General features: G+C 68.5%; 15 protein-coding genes. 7 read left to right on the forward strand and 8 right to left on the reverse strand.

Going from position 1 to position 23609, the window contains the following annotated elements; all coding sequences use genetic code 11:
* Nucleotides 1-193 precede the first annotated feature (193 nt).
* Both C3B71_RS01600 and C3B71_RS16660 read right to left on the reverse strand, forming a co-directional pair.
* Entirely contained in the window at nucleotides 194-2842 is a 2649-nt protein-coding gene (locus C3B71_RS01600) for a DEAD/DEAH box helicase (RefSeq protein ID WP_108965666.1), read from the reverse strand.
* 778 nt (nucleotides 2843-3620) lie between these two features.
* Nucleotides 3621-3749, reverse strand: coding sequence for a hypothetical protein (locus C3B71_RS16660; RefSeq protein ID WP_258522159.1), 129 nt, complete (start codon nucleotides 3747-3749; stop codon nucleotides 3621-3623).
* 204 nt (nucleotides 3750-3953) lie between these two features.
* On the opposite strand from C3B71_RS16660, the gene C3B71_RS01605 reads away from it, so the two are divergent.
* Nucleotides 3954-5747 carry an SWIM zinc finger family protein gene (locus C3B71_RS01605; protein WP_108965668.1) on the forward strand — a complete coding sequence of 598 codons (1794 nt, stop codon included), beginning with the start codon at nucleotides 3954-3956 and terminating at the stop codon, nucleotides 5745-5747.
* Nucleotides 5748-6402: 655 nt separating this feature from the next.
* Nucleotides 6403-6897 (forward strand): helix-turn-helix domain-containing protein, encoded by a 495-nt coding sequence (locus C3B71_RS01610; RefSeq protein ID WP_108965671.1) that lies wholly within the window; start codon nucleotides 6403-6405, stop codon nucleotides 6895-6897.
* A 92-nt stretch (nucleotides 6898-6989) separates the two neighbouring features.
* Here C3B71_RS01610 and C3B71_RS01615 read toward each other — a convergent pair whose 3' ends face one another.
* The 4 genes from C3B71_RS01615 to C3B71_RS15750 all read right to left on the reverse strand — a co-directional run bounded on the left by C3B71_RS01615 (nucleotide 6990) and on the right by C3B71_RS15750 (nucleotide 17350).
* On the reverse strand, nucleotides 6990-7925 hold the full coding sequence (locus C3B71_RS01615) for an Abi family protein (protein WP_108965673.1): 936 nt from the start codon (nucleotides 7923-7925) through the stop codon (nucleotides 6990-6992).
* 229 nt (nucleotides 7926-8154) lie between these two features.
* Nucleotides 8155-10656, reverse strand: a complete 2502-nt coding sequence (locus tag C3B71_RS01620; protein ID WP_108965675.1) for a UvrD-helicase domain-containing protein — start codon at nucleotides 10654-10656, stop codon at nucleotides 8155-8157.
* A gap of 1 nt (nucleotide 10657) precedes the next feature.
* On the reverse strand, nucleotides 10658-17194 hold the full coding sequence (locus C3B71_RS01625; protein WP_108965676.1) for a DEAD/DEAH box helicase: 6537 nt from the start codon (nucleotides 17192-17194) through the stop codon (nucleotides 10658-10660).
* Nucleotides 17195-17197: 3 nt separating this feature from the next.
* Nucleotides 17198-17350, reverse strand: a complete 153-nt coding sequence (locus C3B71_RS15750; protein ID WP_159097609.1) for a hypothetical protein — start codon at nucleotides 17348-17350, stop codon at nucleotides 17198-17200.
* A 112-nt stretch (nucleotides 17351-17462) separates the two neighbouring features.
* Between C3B71_RS15750 and C3B71_RS01630 the strand changes: the two genes are divergently transcribed.
* The 5 genes from C3B71_RS01630 to C3B71_RS01650 all read left to right on the forward strand — a co-directional run bounded on the left by C3B71_RS01630 (nucleotide 17463) and on the right by C3B71_RS01650 (nucleotide 20848).
* Nucleotides 17463-17723 (forward strand): type II toxin-antitoxin system Phd/YefM family antitoxin, encoded by a 261-nt coding sequence (locus C3B71_RS01630; protein ID WP_181574810.1) that lies wholly within the window; start codon nucleotides 17463-17465, stop codon nucleotides 17721-17723.
* The gene (locus C3B71_RS01635) at nucleotides 17720-17983 is read left to right on the forward strand and encodes a type II toxin-antitoxin system RelE family toxin (RefSeq protein ID WP_108965678.1); all 264 of its coding nucleotides are present in this window, start codon (nucleotides 17720-17722) and stop codon (nucleotides 17981-17983) included. The genes C3B71_RS01630 and C3B71_RS01635 overlap by 4 nt, the downstream gene beginning before the upstream one ends.
* Nucleotides 17984-18281: 298 nt before the next feature.
* The gene (locus C3B71_RS01640) at nucleotides 18282-18782 is read left to right on the forward strand and encodes an ImmA/IrrE family metallo-endopeptidase (RefSeq protein WP_258522914.1); all 501 of its coding nucleotides are present in this window, start codon (nucleotides 18282-18284) and stop codon (nucleotides 18780-18782) included.
* A 51-nt stretch (nucleotides 18783-18833) separates the two neighbouring features.
* Entirely contained in the window at nucleotides 18834-19124 is a 291-nt protein-coding gene (locus C3B71_RS01645; RefSeq protein ID WP_199912548.1) for a type II toxin-antitoxin system RelB/DinJ family antitoxin, read from the forward strand.
* 392 nt (nucleotides 19125-19516) lie between these two features.
* Entirely contained in the window at nucleotides 19517-20848 is a 1332-nt protein-coding gene (locus tag C3B71_RS01650; protein ID WP_181574811.1) for a hypothetical protein, read from the forward strand.
* 176 nt (nucleotides 20849-21024) lie between these two features.
* Here C3B71_RS01650 and C3B71_RS01655 read toward each other — a convergent pair whose 3' ends face one another.
* Together C3B71_RS01655 and C3B71_RS01660 are read right to left on the reverse strand one after the other, a co-directional pair.
* Entirely contained in the window at nucleotides 21025-21900 is an 876-nt protein-coding gene (locus C3B71_RS01655; protein WP_108965685.1) for a DNA adenine methylase, read from the reverse strand.
* Between the two features lie 3 nt (nucleotides 21901-21903).
* Nucleotides 21904-23466, reverse strand: coding sequence for a ParB/Srx family N-terminal domain-containing protein (locus tag C3B71_RS01660; protein WP_108965688.1), 1563 nt, complete (start codon nucleotides 23464-23466; stop codon nucleotides 21904-21906).
* Nucleotides 23467-23609: the final 143 nt, after the last annotated feature.

The following is a 23609-nucleotide window of genomic DNA, read 5'->3' on the forward strand; positions in this document are numbered from 1 at the left end:
AGCGCAGGGTTCCCGACGCCGCCGGGCACTTCCATGAGCTCAGCGACCTGACGCCGAACCGGGCACGGGACGCCGTTCGAGGCGGCCGGGCCAATGTCACCGGCGCTCTACGCCGCCGTCATGGCGGCGGCGTTTGCGGGCACACAACTCGGGGGTGGCGTGACCGCCACCGCGTGAACGAACCCCGACGGAATTACGCGGCCGCGACGTCGTCGGGGATCGCATCCAGCAGCAGTTGCAGCAGTGCGATCGCGCCCGCCTTGTCCAGCGGCTCGTTGTTGTTGCCGCACTTCGGTGACTGCACGCAGCTCGGGCAGCCGGCGGTGCACGAGCACTCGGAAACCACTGCGAGCGTCGCCTCCAGCCAGGCGCGCCCCGCCCTGAAGCCGCGCTCGGCGAAGCCGGCGCCACCGGCCTGGGCGTCGTGCACGAACACCGTGGGCGTCAGCGTCTGCGGGTGCAGCGCCGTCGACAGCCCGCCGATGTCCCAACGGTCGCAGGTGGCCAGCAGCGGCAGCATCCCGATCATGGCGTGCTCCGCAGCATGCAGGGCGCCCGGCAACTCCGCGGCCTCCAGCCCCGCGCGGGCGGTGAGCTCCACCGGCACCGTCCACCACACCGACGCCGTCGGCAGCACATGCTCGGGCATGGACAGCGGATGCTGAGAGACCACCTCCATGCCCGGCAGCGCCAGCTTGTTGTAGCCGACCACCTGGCTGGTGACCTCCACCGAGCCGAAGGCCCACACCACGCCGTCGGCCCACTGCTGCCGCTCCCGCTCGGCGACTATGCGCACCGAACTCTGCTCGCGCGCCCGCGTGCGATACCCGACCGCCGTCTTGCGGCTGACGACGGCCGCCTCCTCGGTCAGCTCCTCCACCAGGTAGGTGCGGCCCTGATGGATGTAGACCGCCCCAGGATGGACGGTGGAGTCCGCGGACGACCCGGACACGGTGCCGACGACGGCGCCGGTCGACTCCTCCACCACGGGCACGTCCGCCGGCCCGTCGCCGCGCAGGGAGGTCAGGTCCTGCGCCCGGCCCGGCAGGTTGGTGTTCCAGAACCAGCCGGTCGGGCGGCGTCGCAGCGCCCCGCGGGCGGCCAACTCCGTCAGCAGGGAGTCGTCGGGCAGGCCGAACAGGGGCAGGTCCTCCTCCCGCAGGGGCGACTCCGAGGCCGCCGCGCACAGGTGCGGGGCCAGCACGTAGGGGTTGGCGGGGTCGAATACGGTGGCCTCCGGGGCGGCGAACACGTCGTCCGGGTGGTGAACCAGGTAGGCGTCCAACGGGTTGTCGGAGGCGATCAGCACCGCCACGCCCCGGCCGCCCGCACGCCCGGCCCGGCCCGCCTGCTGCCACAGGCTCACCCGGGTGCCCGGCCAGCCGGCGATGATCACGGCGTCCAGGCCGGTGACGTCGATGCCCAGCTCGAGGGCGTTGGTGGTGGCCAGCGCCCGCAGGCGGCCGCGGCGCAGATCCTGCTCCAGGGTGCGACGCTCCTCGGGCAGGTAGCCGCCCCGGTAGGCGGCGACCGTGTCCGCCAGCTCCGGTTGGGACAGGCCCAACGTGTGCCGGGCCCGTTCGGCCACGATCTCGGCGCTGCGGCGCGAGCGCACGAACACCAACGCCCGCGCGCCCACACTGAGCAGGTCCACGAGCAGCTCGGCGGCCTCAACCACCGCGCTGCGCCGCGCCGCCGGATCCTCCGTCGGATCGTCCGTGTCCGGGCCGACGGGCGCGGCGGGCCGGGAGGCGGGGGATGGCGCCGGTGGGCGCGGCGGGCCTGCCTGGCTGGTCGGCGTCTGCGCCGAGGAGGGATCGCCTTCCACCGAAGATGCGGTTACGCCGCCCGGGCGGTTCAGGAAGGGATCGGCGGCGGGGAAGTCACTCGCCTGCGCCAGGGCCGCCACCGAGTTCTCCCAGGCCGCCCAGGGATCCAGCAGGGCCGGCTGCCACAGGGCGAGGGTGTGTTCGCCGGTGGGGGCGGCGTCGTCGGCGATGGCGGTGATGGCCTCGGGCTCCGCCCCGATCAGGCGGGCGGCCGTGAGTGCCGGCTCGGCCGCCGTCGCCGACGCGCACAGCACCACGGGCTCGGGGCCGTGCGGGCGCAGGCGGCGCACCAGCCGCAGCAGCCTACGCAGCACCAGGGCCACGTGGGCGCCGAGAATGCCGCGGTAGGCATGGCACTCGTCGACCACCACGTAGCGCAGCGAGCGCAGCAGGCGGTTCCAGCGCTCGTGGCCGGGCAGGAGCGAGAAGTGCAGGAAGTCGGGGTTGGTGAGTATGACGTCGGCGTGGGCGCGGGCCCAGTCGCGCTCGGGCAGAGGCGTGTCGCCGTCGCAGGTGGCGGCGTGCACAGTGCGCAGTGAGCCGCCCGGGACGCCCGCCTCGCGCTGAACCGACTCCAACTCGGTGATCAGGCGGTCCAGGGCGGCAGCCTGGTCGGCGGCCAGTGCCTTGGTCGGGGACAGGTACAGGGCGGTGGGACGACGCCCGTAGGCGGAGATACGGGCATCGGTGTCTGCGCGTTGGGCGGCCAGGACCTCCGAGAGGACGGGTAGCCAGGCGGCCAGAGACTTGCCCGAGCCGGTGCCGGTGGCGAGCACGGTGTGCCGGCCGGCGTGGACGGACTCGGCGGCGGCAACCTGATGCGTCCAGGGGCGGTCTACGCCCAGGCGGGTGTAGGCGGCGATCAGGTCGGGGTCCGCCCAGGCGGGCCACTCGCCGTGGCGACCGGGGCGGGCCGGGGTGCGCTGTAGGTGAATCAGCCGGCTGTCGCGCGCGCCGATGCTTTCGAGCAGGTCGGTGAGGTTGCGCGCGGGCGAGTGCGGCTGGGTGGTCATGGGGCAAGTGTGCCGCAGGGGTACGACGGGAACCGTCAGCCGGGTGGTCGGGCGGGGTGAGACTGGCTTGGCGGAGATGCGGGGAGAGCGGGACGGGCCCCGAGTGGAGCCGGTTCCAGGCTGGGGCGGCCCCGGGTGGAGCCGGTGCAGGCCGCGCAGGTTCCGGGCGGGGCCAGCTCCGGGTGGAGCCGGTGCGGGTTGCACACTGGAGCTGTCAGGACAAAGTCGGCCGATCGTGTCTTTTCGTTGAAATCACGCGGAAGTGGTGGCCGGGGCGGGGTTTGGTGTTGACGCTCCAGTGTGCAACGAGGCCCTCGTTGCACACTGGAGGTGTTCTGCCGCCAAGGCTGTTTCAGTGAAACCGCGGAATCATGCGGTTTCGGGAGCCGGGTTCGGATAGGTTGCGTGCAGGTCGGAGCCTTAGGGGAATATACGTGATCGGCGACCGCGAGGCATGGACGCGATGCCGGTGCTTCCGCGACCTCGGCGGCGCCCTCGAGCCGCAGCCGGGCGCAGGGCAGTACTTGTGAGCGAGGTCGCCTTATGTGCCTTCCCGGGATGGAACCCCGGTGATCGTGGGACTGCGTGAACGAGAGCGCCTCCATCGGTTTGAGAGACGCTGCCGCCGGTCTTCAACGACAGGGGTCTCCCCGTTCGGCAATGCTGCCGCAATCGCGTGTCCGCGGCTGCAGGCGCAGGCTGCTGAGGACCGTACCCCGCTGGCGACGCACTCGCTTATTGGACAATCGGCGCACTCGCGGATGTCGGTGAGCCTTTCTCAGTAGGGGAGGCTGTTGTTCAGGTTGAGGATGACCAGGGCGGCGGTGGTGTCGACGCTTGTGCCCTTGACGGGTGTCTTGATTCCGATGCCGGCGTCCACATCCTGAACCCGATGAGAAGAGTTCAATGTCCATCGGTGACCACTTTGAGTGACGGCCCACGCGTTGCTAGATGAGCAAGTGGCGCCAGAATGGGGAAAGCTCGACGTTCCCGATCGGCTTCTGAGCTCACCTTGGACCAAAGTGGTCACGGATGGACAGATTTGGGTTCGCTGGGCGACCTCTGGTGCAGTCCCGGTTGCACCTTGACCGGTCTTTGGCACGATAGGCGTATGCGCATCGAATCACTCGGCTCGCTTACTGAGGCGGCCCTGGCCACGGCCGCTGACGGGGCCGTCTACGGGCGCGGCCAGGGTCTGGTGGACGCGGTCGGCGAACTTCGAATCGCTGACGGCGAGGCTACCGCCACGGTTTCCGGCACCTTCCCCTATTCGGTTCGGTTGACCTGGCAGCAGGATGAGGATGGCGGGGTCGCGGGCGATTGCAACTGCCCGCACCACGCCTCGGGCGCCTTCTGTAAGCACCTGGTGGCCGTCGGCCTGGCCGTGCTGCAGGCGGCCGAGCGTTCCGGTGCCCTGGTGCAGGCCGAGCCCGTGGGGGCGGAGGAACCAGCCCCTGAGGACGAGGCGGCCACCGCCGTCGAGGCCTATCTGAATGGCCTGGATGCGGACCAGCTGCGCGAGTTGATCCTGAATCTCGCCGACTCCAATGCGGAGGTGTTCCGCTCGCTGAGCACGACGGCGTCCCTGGTCGGCGGGGACGTGGAGGCGGTTGCCGCGGACCTGATGGCGCAGGCTAAGTCTGTCACCGGAGTGCGCCGCTTCCTCGGCTACCGGGACGCCATGGACTACGGCAAGGACGTGGGCGACGTCCTGAACGAGCTAGAGCCCCTGCTAGATACTGCCGACGGCGCTAAGGCAGCGGCGCCCGCACTGCTCCACATCACCACCCGCCTGCGCAAGCAGATGGAGAGGAATATTGACGACTCCAGTGGCGTGGTCGGTGATGTCTGCCAGCGCGCTGTGAGGCTCTACGCCCGCGCCTGCTGCGCAAGCCCGCCCGAGCCGGGCAAGCTCGGGCGCTGGCTGGCGAAGTTCCGCCTGGACTCGCCCGGTTGGCCCTCGGTCACCCTGGCGGAGTTCCTGCCGGCACTGGGGAATAAGGGCCTGAACGTCTACCGGCGTGCGGCGGCCAAGGCGGAGGCGGCCGCCGACGCCGAGGGGAAAGACCCGGACTTCGAGCTGAAGCAGATGCTGCTGGAGCTTGCCGATCACGACGGCGACGTCGACCGCGCCGTCCAGCTGCTGAGCCTGGGCGAGCACGTCCAGTACGGGGCGATCGTTGAGCGGCTGCTTGCGGCGGATCGTCGTCGGGAGGCGATGGCCTACCTGGACCGGGCGGTAGCCGAGGGGCGTGTGTCCACCAGCAACCTGGACTACTGGCGCAGGCGGGGCGGCGGCTACTGGATCGATCCGCTGCGTGCGGCCGAGCTGTACCGCGAAGACGGGCGCGACGACGATGCGCTGGAAATGGCCCGTGCCCTGTTCCGTCGCGCGCCCACCCCGGAGATGCTCGACGTCCTCACCGCCGTCGGTGCCTGGACGGGCCGTGGGAATGCGGAGCGGGATGAGGCGCTGGCCTGGGCCGAGCAGCAGTCCTGGCGCAGCGGCGACCCGATGATCGAGCTGGCACTGCATGTGGGTGACGTCGAGCGGGCCTGGGCCGCCGCCGACCGCTGGGGCGTCGGCTACGCCTGGCGGCAGCTCGCCGACGTCAGCCCGCAGCCGCGTCCGGACGACGCCGTCGCCCTGTACCGCCAGGCCATCGAGGAGACGCTCATTCCGGTCGGGCGGAAGGCAGCCCGCGAGGCGGCGGTGCTTGCCACCCACATGATGGCGCTGGCCGCGGCCGCCGACGGCGTGGCAGGCGGCGGGGTGACGCAGCCCTATGACTCCGCTCCGGAGGGCAGCCGCGTGGCGGGCTGCCGCGCTTGGCTCGCCGATCTGCGCGAGCAGTACCGGCGCCGCCCCACCGTCCGCGAGGAGCTCGACCGGGTCGGGCTGTGAAGCCGGGGAGGCGGTCGTTGGTGCCCGGGGGCGGAGTCGTCTACTACGCAGGATCGTGCTGTAGTACGCCGGTTAGGCGTTTATTGAAGGGCTGCGGAGCCTTCAGCGCAGGTCTAACCGGCGTAGCAGGCGCCGAAGGGGCGTACCCAATGTGCCCTGCGGCCCCGCAGTCTCGGCACCTGTAGGCCGCGGCGCCGCGGAGGACCGCACCGTCAATCACCACACCCCCAAACCGGAAGAGCCCGTTTGTGCTGGTGGGGCGGCGCTGGCGGTGTGGGTGCCTCCGGGTGGGCTCGCCCGTGTGCTCGGTGAGGATCGTTGGGCGCAGTCAGGCGTCCAGGGCCGTTCCCGCGGTGTTGGGGGCCTGGTTGTCGGTGGTTGAAGGGGGTGGGTCGGTCTTGCGCCGCCTTGGTTGGACCGCTCACGCGCGGTTGGACCGCTTGCGCGCGCTTGGACCGCTGTAACCGGTGGCTACGGCGGTCCAACGGGGGGACAGGGGTCCAACGGGGGGACAGGGGTCCAACGGGGGGACAGGGGTCCAACGGGGGGACAGGGGTCCAACGGGCAGGCGTAACGGCCACACACCGCCTCCCGAGCGCTCACGCAACAGGACCTAGTAATTTCGATTTTTTCGAACTGCTGCTACGATTGCCGCATGGCTGCCACAGCTGCGCAGATGCAGACGACCCTGCCGCCCGAGGACCTTGAGGCGATGCTGGATCTGTCCCGCTTTCTGGGGCAGGTTGCGGAACCGGCTGCGCTCGTCGGGCCGGACGGCCAGACCGTAGGTCTCCCGGCGGAGGTACATCGGGTGCTTATGGACGTCGTGCACGCCATGTCTCAGGGCAGGGCGATCACGGTGGCGCCGGTGGATCAGGTACTGACGACCCAGGAGGCTGCGGATTTCCTCGGTATCAGCCGCCCCACCCTGGTCAAGCTTCTGGAGTCCGGCCGGATCCCTTACGAGCGTCCCGCGGCGGGTAGGCACCGCCGGGTCCGGCTCGCAGACATCGTCGCGTACCAACAGCAGTCCGCTCAGGAACGCAGCGGCACTCTGGATGCCATGACGCGTGAGGCCGTCGACCTCGGCCTGTACGAGGATACTGCCGCTGACTACACGGCTGCTCTGCGTCGCGCGCGCAAGGGATGAAGCGGCCGTGACGCCCGGAGGGCGTCCTGTCACCAGGACTGAAGTGTCTTGGCATGGTGCACTGGGGGTGTTTCGGATGTTGAAAGTGCGTGCTAGGTGACAGTCAAGTCCATCTGCCCGTACTTGCTTGGTGCCAGGAACCCTCTGGCGGTAAGTGGGTTGTTTTCAAGGTGGGGCCAGATGTCTCCGCTCAGCCATGTGGCGGAGATCCCGGATGCGGTGAGAAGTCTATCCAGTATTACGAGAATGGTGAATATCGAGCGCGGCTCGAAGTTCCCGTAGTTTCGCTTGGCCCTCCCCCTGATGTTCTTGGGGAGCTGTGGCGCGTCAAGAACTGAGTGATTCCAGATGCGCGCGTGGTGCGCGATGCGGTTGCGCAGGTATACTAGAGAGCGTACTTGGCTTGCGAGTGGGGCTCGCGCAACTCCTAGGGAATAAGCGATATTGTCAATAATCGGTGTTCCGCTGCATGCCTGAATGCACCGCGAGAGCGTTCCGAATGACAGTGATTCGGATATTGCCCACACGGGCATGTGGTCGTATGCGTCCGCCAGGTACTCGCCTTGCGGGCCCTTCTTCGATTCGTCGCGGTAGTGAGATACGTAGGCTTCTTTGCTTCGGTCAAGATCGCGAAGTACGTGCTCTTCGATCGGCTCCTCGTTTGGCCTAGGGTTCTGGGTAAGTCCCTTGCCATGAGTCAGGGCGCCCTCTGGTGAAGCGTGCTGGGCGTAGTGATGTGCGAATGTTGTTCGTAGCAGTATCTCAAGTCTTTGCAGAGCCTCGAAGGTGAGCGCGGCTATAGTCTGCTCGGTTTCGTAGACCTCGCGGATTGTGGAGAAGCTGGCGCCTTCTATGAATCGGTTATCGCCGCGATCGGGAGACCTCTGCCAGTAGCGAAAGTAGCCGGAGAAGCGGTAGTAGCTGACTTGCGATAAGAACCTGCGGCAAGCGTCGTCGTCATCAACGATGAGGCCGCGGCGGCGAAGCCGTGCCACCTGGTCTTCTAAGCTGAGCCAGGTCTTCGACATTGAACCTGCTCCGTCCAGAGTAGAAAAGGCCCCAGCCATTTGGGCGTGGCTGCGATGAGTCATAGGCCTGGCTGGGGGCGATTGACTCCAGTGTAGGCACCAACGTGCCGGCGGCGCACGCGTTTGCGGGTGTGAGTTGTGTACCTTCACGCCCACGGTCTCGCCCGGTGCACGGCGCCGAGCAGGTGGTTCCCGCTGGCGGCGCGAACCACCCGGAACCAGGATTCGCTCACGCCGCCCCGTGCACACCTTCCAGCAGGGGGCTGGCCTGGCCGGACCAGGAGATGGCCAGTTGGTCGCGGGCGCGCGTGGCGGCCACGTACAGCAGCGAGCGCTCGCGCAACAGGGCGTCGTCGTGGTCGGCCTCGGAGTACTCCTGCTCCCGCAGGGACCGGGGGATCGCCTCCACGGACACGTCGAAGAGCAGCACCTTGCGGAACTCCAGCCCCTTGGCGCGGTGCATGGTCATGACCACCGGTCGGCCCCGGCCGACCGCCTCCCGGTCCACCGGGCGCACCTCCACGCCCCGGTGCGCCAGACCGGTGACCACGTTGTCCCGCTGGTAGCGGTCGCGCACCAGGATGGCGATGGACTCGGGAGCGCCCGCCCCCGCGGCACGGTCCTCCTCAAGCCACAGGTTCAGCAGCGCCGCGGCGTCGTCGAGTTCGGCGGCGTGGTCCTTGGCGTGCAGCAGCAGCGGCTCGGGACCGGAGCGCGGAGACACGTAGTGGTGCTGCTCGGCCTGCCCCTCCAGGTCCTCGAAGGTGCCGCGCTCCAGGATCTCGAAGGCCAGGTCGAGGTTCTGCCGGGTGGTGCGGTAGTTGCGCGTCAGCCGCCGCGAACGCCCCCGCACCTGAATGCCGTAATGACTGAGCGTGATCTTCTTACCGTAGATCCGCTGGTGGGAGTCTTCCGCCAGGAACAGGTCATCGGGCCCGGGCTCTACCAGCGCGCGCAGCAGTTGCAGGTGCGCCGGCGTGAGGTCCTGCGCCTCGTCCACCAGCACATGCCGGTACGGCCGCGGCACCCCGTGCGCCGCCCGCGCATCCAGCCAGGCGGCGGCCAGCGCCAGCATCTCTGCGAAGGAGGCGACGCCGAGCTCGACACTGCGGTCCCGGTACTTCTCGATCACGTTCCACACGGACGCCCGCTTGCGCCGGTCCAGCGCCACACCACGGCCCGGCCGCCGGATGCGCAGGTACTGCTGGAGCGTGGTCACGCGGTGCGGCAGCACCACCAGCTCGTACTCCGACTCCAGGAAGTCCGTGGAGCGCAGGTCCTCCGGCAGATCATCACCGGTGAGGGTCAGGGCGTCGTCCCAAAGGTTCTTCCGGGTCACGGTCAGCACATTCGTGCGCCGCCTGCCGAGCACCTGCGCGGCGGTGTCGGCGATGGCGTCCCCGGCACGCTGAAGAATCGCCCGGGCCACCTTGTCCAGGCCGCTGACCATCAGCCCGGGCTGCCCGACCCGTTCGGTGAAGCTGAGTGACGGATCGAGTTCCGCCACCTGCCGGCGCAGGTCGTCGGCCAGGTTGCGCGTGTAGGTGGTCAGCAGGATGCGCGGCTCCTGCCCGGCTGCGGCGTCACGCCTGGCCAGCTCGACGGTACGGTGCACGGCGACGACGGTCTTGCCCGTCCCGGCACCGCCGGAGATACGCATCGGTCCGTTCGGGCGACTGTCCACCAGCGCCCGCTGCTGGGGGTGGAGGAACACCTGCCACTGGGCGAAGGTGAGGCCGTCGATGGCGCGGCGCAGGTCCTCATCGTTCTCGATCCAGGTGAAGGAGGAGCGGGCGGCGCGCGTGCGCAGTCCCTTAATGAGCTCCGAGTCGGAGGAGCCGGCGGCCACCTGCTCCGGGCGGCGCAACTGGAAGTCGTCGCGGACGTCCTCGATTGTGGAGCCCGTGGCCAGGGCGAGCATCGCCTCCCCCTGCCAGGGCACCTCCGCGGTGGTGGCCAGGTCCAGCAGCTGGGATTCGCGGGTGGCGGCCAGCGCCGCGGCGGCGAGTGTGACGTCGATGCCGAGCTCGTCACGCAGCACCTCGATGCTGAGGCCGTCCGGCCAGGTGGGGGCGGCATCTCGGCTGGCGACGACGACGGCGTCCGGCAGGGGCTTCGGCGTGGCATCCGGGGCGAGCGCAGTGGTGCCCCCCGTTCCGGTGGCGGCCCCGGCCCCCGTTGCCGGACCGCCCTGCACCGCCCCCGCGGTCGGCTGCACTGGCGATCCCGACGTCGCGGCGGAAGCGGCGTCCTGACGCGCCTGCGCGTTGGCGGCCTGGAGGCGGGCGGCCTCACGCGCGATCTCGGCCGCCTCACGCTGAGCTGCATCCAGCTTGGCCTGGGCCTCCCGCCGGGCCTGCTCGACGGCGTCGGCGCCCTGTGCGATGGCGTCCTGAATCCGGGTCACCTCGGTGGTGCCATTGGCGGGGTTGATGCGGACGGTGACGGACTCGGCGATCTTGATCGCGTCGTCGTGCGGCCAGATGCCGTGGAATACGTATACGGGCTCGGCGTCCGCATTCAGCTCGAACAGCACCGCCCGGTAGAAGCCGGTCACCCGGGCGGTGCGCACGCGCCGGTCCCGGGCATTCCGGATTGGCTCCACATGCAGCCCGGAGCTGGTGGAGTCGCCCGCGAGCTTGTTCAGGAACGGGCCGATCTTGGCCTGCAGGGACGGATCCTTGGCGGTCGCGTCCTTGACCTTGCTGCTGGGCCAGACGATTGCGGGCATATCAGTGTTCCTTCAGGAGTGCGGAGACCTCTGCGGCGGTGGAGGCGGGATCGGCCCCGGCGACGACGGCCCTCCAGCCGGCCGCTTGCAATACTGCCACGTCGCCTTCGAGCGGCTGGTAGACGACGGCGACCCGCTGCGCCTTCCACGATAGCTCGGTCATGACGCCGTCGGCGGCCTCCTGTCCCTCGCCGTCGCGGGCAATGCCGGCCCGGGCCAGGTGGGGTACCAGGGCCAGGACTTCCTCGGGCATGAGCGTGGTGTCGACGGCGTCCCAGCCGAGCTCATGCATGGCTTCGGCGGAGACTCCGCTGCCGCTGACGGCGGCCTCGGCGGCGGCCCGCTCCTGCAACTCGGTCAGGGCCAGGGAGGTGGTGGTGATGGTGACGGGCGCCTGCGCCAGGGCGAGCACATTGCTCAGTCGCAGCCAAGTGCGCCAGGAGTCGGCGTGCGCGGGGGAGGCCACCGCGTCGGCGGAGTCGTCGAGCACGAGCGCCATGCCGGTGGTGGCGGTGCCGGTGAGCTGTATTGCCAGGGACAGGTGATCGGCCACGAACACCGAGCAGGAGGTCTGGGCGGAGGTGGTGGCCGGCTCGGGGAGCCTGCTGCCGGGCCGCAGCGCCCGCAGCGCCTCCCACAGGGGGTCATTGTTAGGGCTGGTGGCGGGCGCGTACCGCATGGCGGCGCCCCCGGCCAGGGGCAGGCGCCGGGTGGCGCCAAGGATGAGCGGGCTCCAGATGGAGTCGGCCAGGGCGCTGAGGGCCGTGCCGGTAGGACCCTGGCCGTCGGCGTCGTCCAGCAGCATGGTCACCAGCAGCTCCATGGGGCCGCCCCGCCAGGCGGTCAGGGCCTGCTCGGTGACGGCGCCCGCGCGGGCGGGGCGACGCTTCCCGGTGCGCAACTGGGCGACGGCGGGATCGTCCAGCCAGGCGGGCTCCCACGTGCCCGCCAGGTCCTCAAAGCCCAGGGAGATGACCCGATAGCCGTGTGCGCGCAGACGGGCCCGCTTGGCGGCGTCGTCGGCGAGCCGGTTGTGGGACAGGCTGGCGTGGTAGCCGCGGCCGTCGGTGTATACGGCGATGGGGGAGCGGCCCGCCGCCCGCTGGCAGGTGAAGTCGGGGCGGGTGCCGTGGGCGTCGAGCTGCGGGCGGATGCGCCACCGGCCGCCGTCCAGGTCGAGCGCGGGCGCGCCGGAGAGGCTGGCCACGGTGGTCACATTCATGGTCTTGCTCAGGCGCCGCGCCAACACGGTTCGGAAACTGGCCTCCAGGGGGCTCTCGCCGACGCCGGCGTGTACGGCCTCATCGGTGACCTTCCAGGTGGGCACGTGCGGGTCGAGGTCGGCGAACAGTTCCTCCTCATCCATGCCCAGCAGCTGCCGCAGCGCGTGCAGTGCGGCCACGCGAGTCACCCCGGCGGATGTCGCGTGGGGCTGCAGGCAGCGGTGGCACATGGCGGTTTCCTCACCGCGGCACGGGCAGTCCTCCAGGTGCCGGCCGGTGGTGACGATCAGCTCCCACAGTCGTTCGGGGCTGTCGAAGTCGGTCAGGTAGCCGGTGCCGCCGGGAACCGCGTCGTGCAGGAGCAGGGAGGGACGGGTCTCCCCGGCCTCACCGTCGGCCACCGGGTAGGGGACGGCGGTGATCTCCAGGTGGTCGGGGGCGCCGCCGGTCAGCAGTTCCAGGCCGAGCAGGATCGCGGAGGCCAGGGAGCCCAGGCCCTCCTGGTAGCCGGCCAGCCCCACGGGGAGCACCAGGGCGATCGCCTCGGTGGTCAGCTCCCGCATCAGGTCCACCTGGATCACGTGCTCCTTGGGGTCGGTGCGGTGCTCGCACCAGGGCCGGTGTTCGGAGGGGCTGGAGGCGCCGGTGTCCGTGTCGAGCTTGCCGCAGGCCTCGCACAGGCGGAAGTCACGGGAGGAGACCGGCAGGGAGGCGACCTGGTCTACCGCCTGCCCCGCCAGGGCCCGCCCGGTGTTGAGCCAGCGCAGGGCCAGGCCGCGGTAGCGGATCAGCCCGAAGCCGGAGGCGCTTACGCTCCACTCGCGCTCGACCCGCTCCGGGTTGAAGTCGGCCAGGGGCAGCACCTCGAAGCCGGTGCGGATGCGGTCCTCGCTGCCGTCCCCGATGCGGGCGTCGTCCTTGGAGACGTCGGCGAAGACCCGGTTCAGGCGCAGCACGCGGCGGGCGCGCCCCACATCGGCGATGGCGGTGTCATGGCAGCGGGGGCACTGCGTGGGGGCAGCGGGTAGATCCTCCTGCGGGGGCCGGACGTCCACGTAACCGCAGGCCTGGCAGCACAGCCACCACTGCGCCTGCCCACTCAGCCCGGAGGCGTCAACGCCCTGAATACCCATCTCCATGCCGTGGGTGTAGAAGGTGGCGCCGGGCGCGAACTCGCTCAGGGCGTGAACGGAGGGCCGGTCGATGTCGTAGGGCTCGGAGTGGAACTCGTCGGTCTCCGGATTGCGCCAGGACACCCGGGCAGACAGGCGCACCATGTCATCGATCAGGGCGTAGTTGGGCAGCACCCCATGCCGTTCCAGGGCGGAGACCCAGTGCTCCTGCTCCAGGTCCAGCAGGCGGGCCTCGACGGCGCGCCGGGTGCCCTCGGCGGCGCGCAGGGCCCGTCGGTCCTCCTCAGTGGGGTTGGGCCGGAGCGTGGCGGCCTGCAACTCGGGCAGGGCGTCCTTGACCTGCTTGTGCTGGCGGCGCAGCTGCTCGGCCTCGGTCCGGTGCTCGGCCACGGCCCGCTGCAGCATATCCCGGGGGCCGGCGCCGTCGTCGTGCCGGATCCAGGTTTCCAGACGGGTCAGTGCCGGGGTGCGGTCGGCGAAGGTGGCGGCGAAGGTGCGTGCCAGGATCGCCCCATCGCGGGAGATCCGCTCGCATACGGCGCCTATGAAGGAGTCGTCGTTGGCGCTAAGGGCGGTGCGGGCGTTGCCGCTCCCGTGCCCGGCGGAGGGCACGGCGGGGTGGTTCTCCCGGGTGAGCACGTCAATGACGTAGGCGATGAACTGGCGGCGCAGGATCTCCTCCGCCCCCAGGTAGGTGGATGGCAGCCTGACCGAGCCGTCCAGCAGGTTGGCGGGGTCCTTGAGCAGAGCCAGCTGCTCGCGCCTGCCGGGCACGTACGCCAGTGCCAGGGCGGAGCCGTTGCGTCTGCCTGCACGCCCGACCCGCTGCACGTAGGAGGCGACCGTATCCGGCAGGGAGCCGAGTATGACGGTGGACAGGTCCCCGATGTCGATACCCATCTCCAGGGTGGGGGTGGCCACCAGCACGTTGGGGTCGCCGGGCCGCTGCACGGGGCGTTTGAAGCCGGCCTCCACGGCGGCGCGCTCATCGGCGTCCAGCAGGGAGGTGTGCTCGTGGGCGTCCACGCGCCGCACATGCGCACCGGCGTACATGTCCCGGTAGAAGCTGTCCGCCTGGTGCGCTCGGGCCGCAAGGGTGCCGGGGCAGTCGGCGGTCAGGCAGTGGGCGCCGTCGAGCTGGTCCACGGTGGCGACGGCGGCCGGCAGCTGGCTGCGGCAGGTGTCGCACACCAGGAGCAGCTCCTCCCCGGTGGCGTCGTGCAGCGGGGAGACGATGACGCGCTCGGCGGGGATGCCGTAGACGGTGCCGCCGGTGTCGGTTGTGGTGGCGGAAATAATCTCCGCCTTCGCCAGGTCTGCCAGCAGGGCGCGGGCGAGCCGGGCGGCGTGCGTGGGGGTGACGTGCAGGCATTTGCGGGTCCAGGTGGCGTACCAGGAGCGTGGGGAGCCGACCGGCACGAAGGCGGAGCGGCGCGTGTCCAGGCTGCCGCCGACCTCCGGGAAGGCGGGCGCGCTGCGGCCTGCGGGGAAGGCGGGCTGCCCCTGGCGCCGGTTGCGCTTGTACCAGATCCACAGGCGCTTGCCGTCGTCGCGCTTGTAGCGGGTCAGCCATTCGTGGTCGATGGCGCCGTCGCGACGCATGTGCTCCAGCGTGCCACGCACCCAGGCGAGCAGGTCCCTATCGGAGACGTCGTCGAATCCGGGCAGGGCCGACTGCTCGCCACCCTCACCGAGGGCCGCGCGGGCCAGGCGGGTCAGGGCGCCGGCGCGTCCGGCGGACACGTGCACGGTGACGGAGCCGGTGGCCTCCAGGGTGCGCCCGTAGGTGGACTGGAGGCCGACCTCCAGGGCGATGTCGAACAGAAGCCGACGCCGCACATAGTCCTGGGCGGTGCGCCGCCTGCGGGCGGTGGCCTCCGAGTCCCAGTAGGGCTTGAAGCGCTCATGCTCGACCAGGGCGGAGGGGACCAGGCGGTAGCGGTCGAAGGCGCTGGCTCTGGCGGCGTCGAGGGCGGCGTCCGCCCAGGCGTCGATCGGCATGTCCGCCCGCAGGGCGCCGCGCAGGGCGGAGCGCAGGCTCATGGTGTGGGAGCGCTGGTCCACGAATCCGGCCCGGTGGGCGGCGTCCTGCACGGAGTCGGTGAAGATCAGGGCGCGCTTCTCGGCGTCGTCGAGGGCGTCGTCGCCGAACAGCGTGGTCAGGGAGACGGACAGGAGGGTGGCGACGGCGGAGCCGAGGAAGCGGATGGAGTCGGTGGCGCCGCAGGAGGGGCACATGTCGCGGATGGAGTCGTCGGCGACGGCGCGCTCGTCCCCGGTGAGGGTGAGTACGGGCAGGAAGCGGCCCTCCCGGGTTTCCAGGTCGGCGTCCTGCGGCGGGCGGGTGAGTAGCTCGCGGCCGTCCACGGAGTACCAGCGCAGCCCGGGGTGGCGGGCCTCGGGGCTGGGGTCGCCGGCGTCGAACCGGGCGCGGTAGTCGGTCTCCTCACCGGGTGCGTGCAGGAGGACGCGGAAGCGCGGGTCACCCAGCAGGTGGTCGCGGCGGACGGTGGACTGGTCGTGCTTCTCGCCCTGCCCGGTGGGTGCCAGGACAATGCTCCAGCCGGAGCGGCCGCAGGAACGGCAGTACACGGCGGGGCGGGCATCCGGGCGGTCGTCCTCCTCGGTGGGGGCGAGGGCGTCGTCGGACCACCTGAAGGCGGGGCGGGCGTCCAGGGCCCGGTCGATGCGGGTGACCTCCCGAATCCACATGGTGACTTCGACGCCGACGGCGCCGCGGTCCGGGTTGCCGTCCAGCCCGGCGCGGATGGTGGACAGCGCCGCAAGGATGGTGGCCAGGGCCAGGCGGGCGGTCTCCGGATCGGCGGCGGGTCCGAACAGGCGGTAGGCGAGGTCGCTCAGGGCGGTGGCGTGCTCGGCGGCGCGGATCAGTTCCACCACGTCGGGGTGGGAGTGCAGGGCGGCCGCGAGGACCGGGGCGTCGGGGAGCGCCTCGGTTGGGTCGACCGGATCGGCAGCGGCGGTCGGGGGCGAGCCGGGGGCCGCCAGGGCGGCGTCGTCGGGGGTGCCGACGGCGTCGGGACGCCGATACAGGGCGGCGACGACGCGGGCGAGCAGGTCGGCGGGGTCGGGGGAGCCGGCGTGGGCGAGGCCGGCGAGGGCCTGGAGGGCAGGCGCGGTGAGGTTGCGCAGGTGGATCGGGGTGCCGAGCACGCCGGCGGGGACGGCGGCGCGGCGGGAGGCGGCCCACTGCTCCAGGTCGGCGCGGGTCTCCAGGACGACGGCGTCGGCGGGCATGTCCACCCCGAACACGTCGCGGGCGAAGGCGAGCATGCGGGAGGGGTCGCCGCCGTCGCCGAGGGTGGCGGAGGTGGCCGCGGGGCAGACGGGCCCGAGCGGGGAGGCGTCGAAGGCCTGGCGGCGCGGGTCGTCGTCGGGCAGCAGGTCGCGCAGAGCCAGGCCGAGGCGGCGCAGCAGCATGGCCACGTCGGTGCCCTGGGCGCCGTCGTAGGTGTGGAACTCGTCCAGCACCAGGTAGGTGAGAGAGGCGGCGGAGGCCCGCCACAGCTCGCGGTCCTCGGGGCGCAGCAGGAGCTGGTCTAGCATCTTGTAGTTTGTCAGCAGAATGTCCGGCGGGGACTGGCGCAACTGCTGGCGGTCGGTGATGAGGGAGTCGGCGGTGACGCGGCTGTGGTCCTGGGCGGTGTCACCGGTGTAGAGGCCGGCGGTGACGCCTGCCAGGGCCGGGTCGGTGGCGAGCAGGCGGGCGAGGCGGGCGGCCTGGTCGGCGGCCAGGGCGTTCATCGGGTAGAGGATAAGGGCCTTGATGCCGGTGATGCCCTGGGCGCGGGCGCGCAGCACGTGGTCGAGGACGGGGTGGAGGAAGGCCTCGGTCTTGCCGGAGCCGGTGCCGGTGGTGACGATGGTCGGCTCGGGGCGGTGGCCGCCCTTGGTGGTCAGGCGGCGGTAGGCGTCGGCCTGGTGCCGGTAGGGGGCGAGGCCGGGGTCCCAGTCGAGAGCGTCGGAGCGGGCGCTCGCGGGCAGGTAGGGCAGGCGCAGCCGCACGTAGGGGCCCACGAAGATGCCCTGCTCGGGGTCCTGGAGGAAGTCGGCGAGGGCCCGCCGCGGCTCCGCGTCCGTGAGTGCGAAGTTGGTGGAGAGGTAGTCGACGATGGAGCGGCGGATGCGTTCGGCCTGGAGGCTGGGCAGCAGGAGGGACACGGGTCAGCCTCGTGAGCCGTAGGGGCGGGGGAGGGGGCGAAGGGGACTCAGCCCGGCGGTGGGGGTGAGGGTGAGCTTGGCGGTGGGGGTGAGGCGGCGCGCGCCGGGCGGGATGTTAGGACGCGGACGACGGGCCCGGCGGGAGATGCGGCTCACAGGGGCGAGGGTACCGCAGGGGCTGGGGTGGTTCGAGGGAGTTGGCAGAGGCGGGGACCAGCGTTGACGAGCAAGATGTACATTTTGAGCGTTATTGCGCATACTGGGCATCATGACCGAGATCAGTGTCTCCGCCGCGCGCAGCAGGCTCGCCGACGTCATTGATGACGCCCGCGTGCACCATGCACCCGTCTTCCTCACTCGCCGGGGCCGCCGTCTTGCGGCGGTCATCGATGCGGAGGACCTTGAGCGCCTGACCGAGGCCGCGGAGGACCTTGAGGACATCAAGGCGGCCGAAGCGGCTCGCGCGGAGGTCGCCGAGCACGGCACCATTCCCTGGGATGAGGTCAAGGCGGACCTCGGGCTGGCATGACGTACCGGATCGAGTTCAGCCCAGCCGCCGCGCGCCAGCTGCGCAAGCTGGACGGCCGAGCCCGGCTCCGGGTTCAGGCGGTGGTTGAGCTGCTGGCGCAAGAGCCCCGCCCCTCTGGCGCGAAGAAGCTGGTCGGAGGGCGGGGTGAGTGGCGCGTACGCAGCGGGGACTACCGCATCGTCTACGAGGTCCACGATGGTGTGCTGCTGGTTCTGGTCCTTGCCGTCGGGCACCGCCGCGAGGTCTACCGGCGCAGGTAACGAGTAGTCGTGGCCATCATGGCTCGAGAGTTCGCTGTGCGGCTTGCCGCTGCCCCGTGTGCCGGTGGGCGAGGGGCCTGGGGCATGCGGTGTCACAATTGATGACAAACGGGGTCGGCGGCGTTGGCCTCGTCGGACGATTCGGCGGAATCATGCGGGTGCCGTACTGGCTCTTGAAGGCTGTCGGTGGTGTTTGTCATCGATTTTGACACCCTGCCCCTCGGGCGAGGCTCGCGCGCGGACCGGCGTCGGTAGATGGCGCGTGCGATGGCTCATCACCTGGACTGCCTCTACAGTGGTGTCTGGGTTTGAGTTGAACTGTGGCGCCTACGAACTCGGCCATCTCGTAATGCACTCCCAGCACCAGGACGAAGACGTCGAGGCACAGGCGAACGCCTTTGCCGCTGAGTTCCTGATGCCTGAGCATGTCATACGTCCCCAGTTGCGTGCGCTCACCCTCGGTAGGCTTCTTGATCTTAAGCAGGAGTGGGGTGTGTCCATGCAGGCTCTTATGGAGCGGGCGCACGCCCTCGGCGCCGGCAGTGCACAGGAGCGCCAGGACTTCTATAAGCGACTCTCGCGTCGCGGGTGGCGCAAGCAGGAGCCCGGCAGCGACACGTTGCCGCCAGAGACGCCCCGCCTGGCAGCGAGCGTCGGGAAGGCCCTTGCGGACGCCGGGCTCACCGACGCCGAAATCCGCGAGCTCGTCGGCGTCGCACCCGGCAGGCGATCGGCGATGTACTCGGCATGGCCTGCGAATGAGCGAACAAACGGTTCCACGCTGTCCGGCTTCTGCTAGACAGCGTAGGTCGGGTGCCAGCTCTTGGCGCACTTCTCACGCATGAGTACCATGGCAGTACAACAGGCTCACAAGCGGAGGGGAATGGTGGAGCTAGACACGCGTATTCAGGTCCGCACCAACAGCCAGCTCAAGGAGCAGGCCACGAGGACTCTTGACCGAATGGGCATCGACATGCCCACCGCGATCAACATGTTCCTCAGCCAGATCGTCCACGACCAGAGGCTGCCCTTCCAGCCGAGCCTCACCCCTTACGCCGATGCGATCCGCGAGGCCGAGGCGGAACCGGCTATCAAGGTCCGAGACGTCGATGAGTTGATGGACCTCATCGACCGTGCGTGAGCGGGTGGTCGCCGCCGAATGACTATTCCTGTATGCCGTCGACACCGACGGAACTCTAGTCCTGGTTCGAACTGGTAGTCATGGCCAGCATATTTGAGGTGATGGCATATTACGGTGTGCCATTCTCGCCACTAGCAACACTCGGCTCTTCCAGTTCGGGGGTGCGGTGGGCGGGGTCCCTGATGATTGGCGTGTTGGTAAACATCTCCGGTCACGGAGATCTCTGATATCATGACTTGCGCCTCGGCGAGGCTTAGGAGGGTGTCGGCGAGTGTTGCGGGCACGACTCTTCACCCTGGAGGATGACTCCGGTAGACTTGCTGTAGCGCCTCGGAGCTCGCCATTCAGGTTCCTTGTGCCGTAGTTAGTTGGAGTCTCTCGAGAAGGACACTATGTCGCCCGAATCGGACCCTTTCTGCCATGAGGTCATTGAGGATGGTGGGACGCTTGCGCCTGGTCAAGGTGACCACCGCGCGGTCGAGGAGGATGTTCGCGCGGATGTCTCCGGACTGCTGACCGAACCGAATGGCGAACTCTACCGGAACCTCGCTCGGGGTAATGAAGACTACAGGGTTCTGTTTGGAGACGCTTCCCAGGTACTCGCGATCCTGCCCGAGCTGGGAGATGTGGTTGCTTCATTCGTTCCTGAATCTACAGTGGTTGCCAACATTCCGTCGTTTCTCCAAAAGCTGATCGATAGCGGGGAACTCACTTTCCAGGTCGACCGCTCGGGTGATGCTCTCGCGCACCTGGTGGACCGGAGCGGGCGGATGCGCCACGTCCTTCGGCTCGACACGAGGCACCTTACTCCTAAGCTGTCGCAGGCATGGAGCAACCTTCGTGCCAGTGCCGTGCAGCTGGAGGTTGTGACCGGGCTGCGTGGCATCGAGGATGACGTCGCCGCCGTCAGGACGGGGCTCCAGGATGATCGCCTCGCTCTCGTGGACAGTGCCTGGTCGCTTATTGATCAGGCACACGCCGTCTCGGACAGCGAGCGCCGGAAAGACCTGCTTGATATTGCCCTGAGCAAGGCTGACGAGGCGCGCGAAATGCTCGCCCGATCGATCGACTCCGACCTGAAAGGCCTCGCGAGGGACTACGAACTTGGGGCAATGGCGTTCTTGTGGCAGGACGCAGTGATCTTTGTACAGTCGCAGAAGTCGTTGACTGAGAGGAACGCGGAACGTGCCGAACGCGTCGTGCGCTCGGTCGCGGCGATGGAGAGCGCGACCCGGGCGGTTGCCCTGGTGCACATGCATCACGGTGACACCGACGCAGCGAGGATTGCACTCGGTCGATTCCAGGACCTGCTTAGCCAGCGACAGCTTAATAACGACGCCAATGTAACGGCACTCAGCTCGTTCGCCCACGAGGACCAGAAGCCGCTGTACGCGCGGGTTCTCTCGACTCATGCGCGTGCGATCGAGGTCTGTGGCATGGAACCAGATCGCCTGCTCATGCCGCCTCCGGAGGCTATTGAAGGGCGCGCGTCGTTTGACGAGGAGGAGGCAAACGTCACTGTGGCGATGTGCAGCGAGTGCGGCAGGGACATCGAGGTGGGTGCAATCATGTGTGCCTACCATCGGGGGCGGCATCGAGAGAATCTCGCCAAGACCGCAGGTCCACTCCTCTCAGTAGGCGTCGTCGCAATACCGGAAGTGGTGAAGCATTGGCCGAAGGTGCGGAAACTCGCGTTTGCGGCCATCAAATTGATTCGTCGTTAGCCTCCTGCAGTATCGTCAGACGGGTGCGTCTCAGCAGAGCGTCTCAGCGCGCATTGCGCATCATCCAGGGCGGGTGGGGCTCAGCAAAGCGCCGGTATCCGTAGGTGCCGCAAGACTCATCGAAGAGCTCCGCAACGTGTGTTGCCAACCCCATTAATAACCTTCCGGAAACGGGGTTAGGCGATCCAGGTGGCGCGGACTCCGGGAGTGATTTCAAGATTTGTAGGGACGGTGAGAGTGGGGCCATAGACAATGGTCTCCTTGCCGACGTGTTGGACGGCCGCCGTGTGGGCGATGCTGAATCGGGCGCAGCGGGCTGCGTTGTAGAGGTTGGACCAGATGATTTTCTGGTCGTCGTAAGTTAGGAGCCACGGGTAGGTGGCGGTCAGGAGTTTGTCGGCAAGGGCCTGGTGGTCTTCGGTGTTGAAGGCGTGGAGGTAGAGGCTTCCTCCTTGCTCCACGTAGGGCGGGTCAGCGTAGACAAGGACGTCGGTGGCGTGGGGTTCCATGGTGGTGAGGAAGTCGAGGCCGTCGAGCTGGCTGACATGGATGCGGCGCCCGAGCATGGCGACATGCTCGACCCGTTTGATGAGGGCTGGCTTGTTGAAACGGGCGTCGATCTTCCACTTGCCGCTCTGATCGAGACCGCCGATGGGGCGCGCGTCTAGGATGCCAGATCGGTTGGTGCGGTTGAGGTAGAAGGTTGCGAATCCGAGTGTCAGGTCGTCAGCGTCACCGGCCTGGTAGATGGATCTCTGGTGGTGCCATTGGTCGATGGTGACGGGGGTGTTGGTGATGAGCTGGGTAAAGGCATCAGCGCCGTCGGGGGTGGTGATGGTGCGCCAGAAGGCGGCGATGCCGGCGTTGATGTCGTTGATGTGAATGTGGTCGACAGCGCCATCTGTTAAGAGACGCAGAGCTGCGCCTGCGCCGCCGGCGTATGGTTCGGCGTAGGTGGTTGGGGCGGGGACCTGAGCGTGAACCAGGTGCGTGAAGAAGGGAGCCAGGCGGGCTTTGCCGCCTGGGTAGCGTAGGGGGGACAAGTACCTCACGACTCAAGCCTGCCCGCATTGGTTACTAGTGGCCGCTGCGCCTGCTGGTGCGATGCCAAGTTCAGTGTTGATAGCGTTGAGTAGGGGTGTGAACAGCGTATTTGCCCGATCGGCCATCTCGGGCGCGGCGGTGTACTGCCATGAGTGCACGCAGTTGTGGAGATCACGGATGAAGTGTCCGTCAGCGGTGTTGGTGCGTATGGCTGCCCACGTTCCTGCCAACTCTGGGCGTGCGGGGATCTTAGAATCCAGACGGGGGTCGAGGTGACGCAATGCGGCGGCGAGCTTATTGAAGAGTGTATTGCCCTTCGGATTGAGATTCCGGCGGTCGATGAGTGCGTCGGTGGCGAGTTCAACTGCGACGCGCGCCATGATCGAGGCTGTTTCAGGGTTGGTTTTGATTTCGGTGTTTGCGCACTCCTTGAGTATGTCCTTAACTCTCTTGGGCATGTTGGAGCGTCTTACTCCGTAGTAGAGGTGGGTCTCACTCTTGGACGGCTTGGGCTGGCGTACTCGAGAAGTGGTGCCAGAGCCCTGATTCTTCTGCGTAGTGGTCGCGTCTGAAGCAGAGCCACCCGCGGACTCGGCGCCCGCGGAAGAGGGCACGTTGGAGGAGGCTAGTGTTGACTCGAATACTCTTGTGTCCTGAGTTGGGATGGAGATGGTGGGATCGGTCGACGATGGGGCTGCAGGCGTGACATCGGTGTTTCCGATGGTGTCACGCCACACCTCTTCTATTTTATCTTCGGCGGAGTCCCTGCTGTTGAGCGTGCGGGAGGAGATGACGAGAACGTTGGCGACGTTGGACTCGTTCATGTCTTTTGGCTGGTGCGTGAGCATTCCGGTTATGACTGTGCTAATGAACGGCTTGATCTTCTCGGGGTCGACGTTGACGTTGATCTTACCGGGTTGGGCGAACCCTGCGCCGAGAAGCTCTTTGACCTTCCAGGTGTAGACGCGTTCCATAAGAGTGTACTGTTCGCGCCGCGCACGGTCGATGAGGTCGACCAGGGGGCGGTCGTGCTGGTAAGTCTCTTCCAACCAGTACCAGAACTCGTTCCACTCCACAGGGTTGCTGCCGCTGTTGACCTGATCGAGGTAGACCATCTCTGGTCCCCAGGCGGCGGTGCCCTCGCCACTGCCGGCGCCGTGGTGCTTGAGGTGAATCCAGTAGCGAGCGTCAGAGCGGTGCTCAAACTCCACGCAACTGGGCCGAAGGTAGGAGTCTGCGGCACGGACTCCTCGTTTGATGCGCTCGAAGGTTGCGGTCGTCTCTGGATCGGGTGCCTTGCCAGGACTGTCGAGGAGTCGACAGGCGACAAGGCGGCGGTTGCCTTCCAGGACAACGAATTTGCCTTCTTCGCGGACAACCGCCCAAGACTCGGTGGGGTTGAGCCCGTGCTCGGCGATGCTTCTTGCCAAGCCGATGATCTTAGGGCCGAATTCCTCCAGCAGTCTGCCCATGGCCTCAGCCTCGGTGTCTACGGCGGGGCGACCGAGGCGGGGATTCCTTAGGTCGAGGTGGAGACGCTTGATGGAGCGGTTCCTGTACCCGGTTGTGGCCACGGTGCATCGCCTTTCTGAGGTAGTGGTCTGGAGGTGCTTATCGGATAGTAAATTGTGTGTTTTGTTAGGTTGCGTTCACGGCGTTAGTCGGTAACTCGCGGTCCAGCTGTCTGGTGGGCGGTTACCAATCGCCGTAGGTGGAT

The sequence above is a fragment of the Actinomyces sp. Z16 genome (assembly GCF_003111765.1).
GTDB lineage: Bacteria > Actinomycetota > Actinomycetes > Actinomycetales > Actinomycetaceae > Actinomyces > Actinomyces glycerinitolerans.

Coding starts and splice junctions, on each gene's coding strand:
- C3B71_RS01600 (WP_108965666.1), bottom strand. CDS start 2,842: ATGACCACCCAGCCGCACTCGCCCGCGCGCAACCTCACCGACCTGCTC.
- C3B71_RS01605 (WP_108965668.1), top strand. CDS start 3,954: ATGCGCATCGAATCACTCGGCTCGCTTACTGAGGCGGCCCTGGCCACG.
- C3B71_RS01610 (WP_108965671.1), top strand. CDS start 6,403: ATGGCTGCCACAGCTGCGCAGATGCAGACGACCCTGCCGCCCGAGGAC.
- C3B71_RS01615 (WP_108965673.1), bottom strand. CDS start 7,925: ATGTCGAAGACCTGGCTCAGCTTAGAAGACCAGGTGGCACGGCTTCGC.
- C3B71_RS01620 (WP_108965675.1), bottom strand. CDS start 10,656: ATGCCCGCAATCGTCTGGCCCAGCAGCAAGGTCAAGGACGCGACCGCC.
- C3B71_RS01630 (WP_181574810.1), top strand. CDS start 17,463: ATGACCGAGATCAGTGTCTCCGCCGCGCGCAGCAGGCTCGCCGACGTC.
- C3B71_RS01635 (WP_108965678.1), top strand. CDS start 17,720: ATGACGTACCGGATCGAGTTCAGCCCAGCCGCCGCGCGCCAGCTGCGC.
- C3B71_RS01645 (WP_199912548.1), top strand. CDS start 18,834: ATGGCAGTACAACAGGCTCACAAGCGGAGGGGAATGGTGGAGCTAGAC.
- C3B71_RS01650 (WP_181574811.1), top strand. CDS start 19,517: ATGTCGCCCGAATCGGACCCTTTCTGCCATGAGGTCATTGAGGATGGT.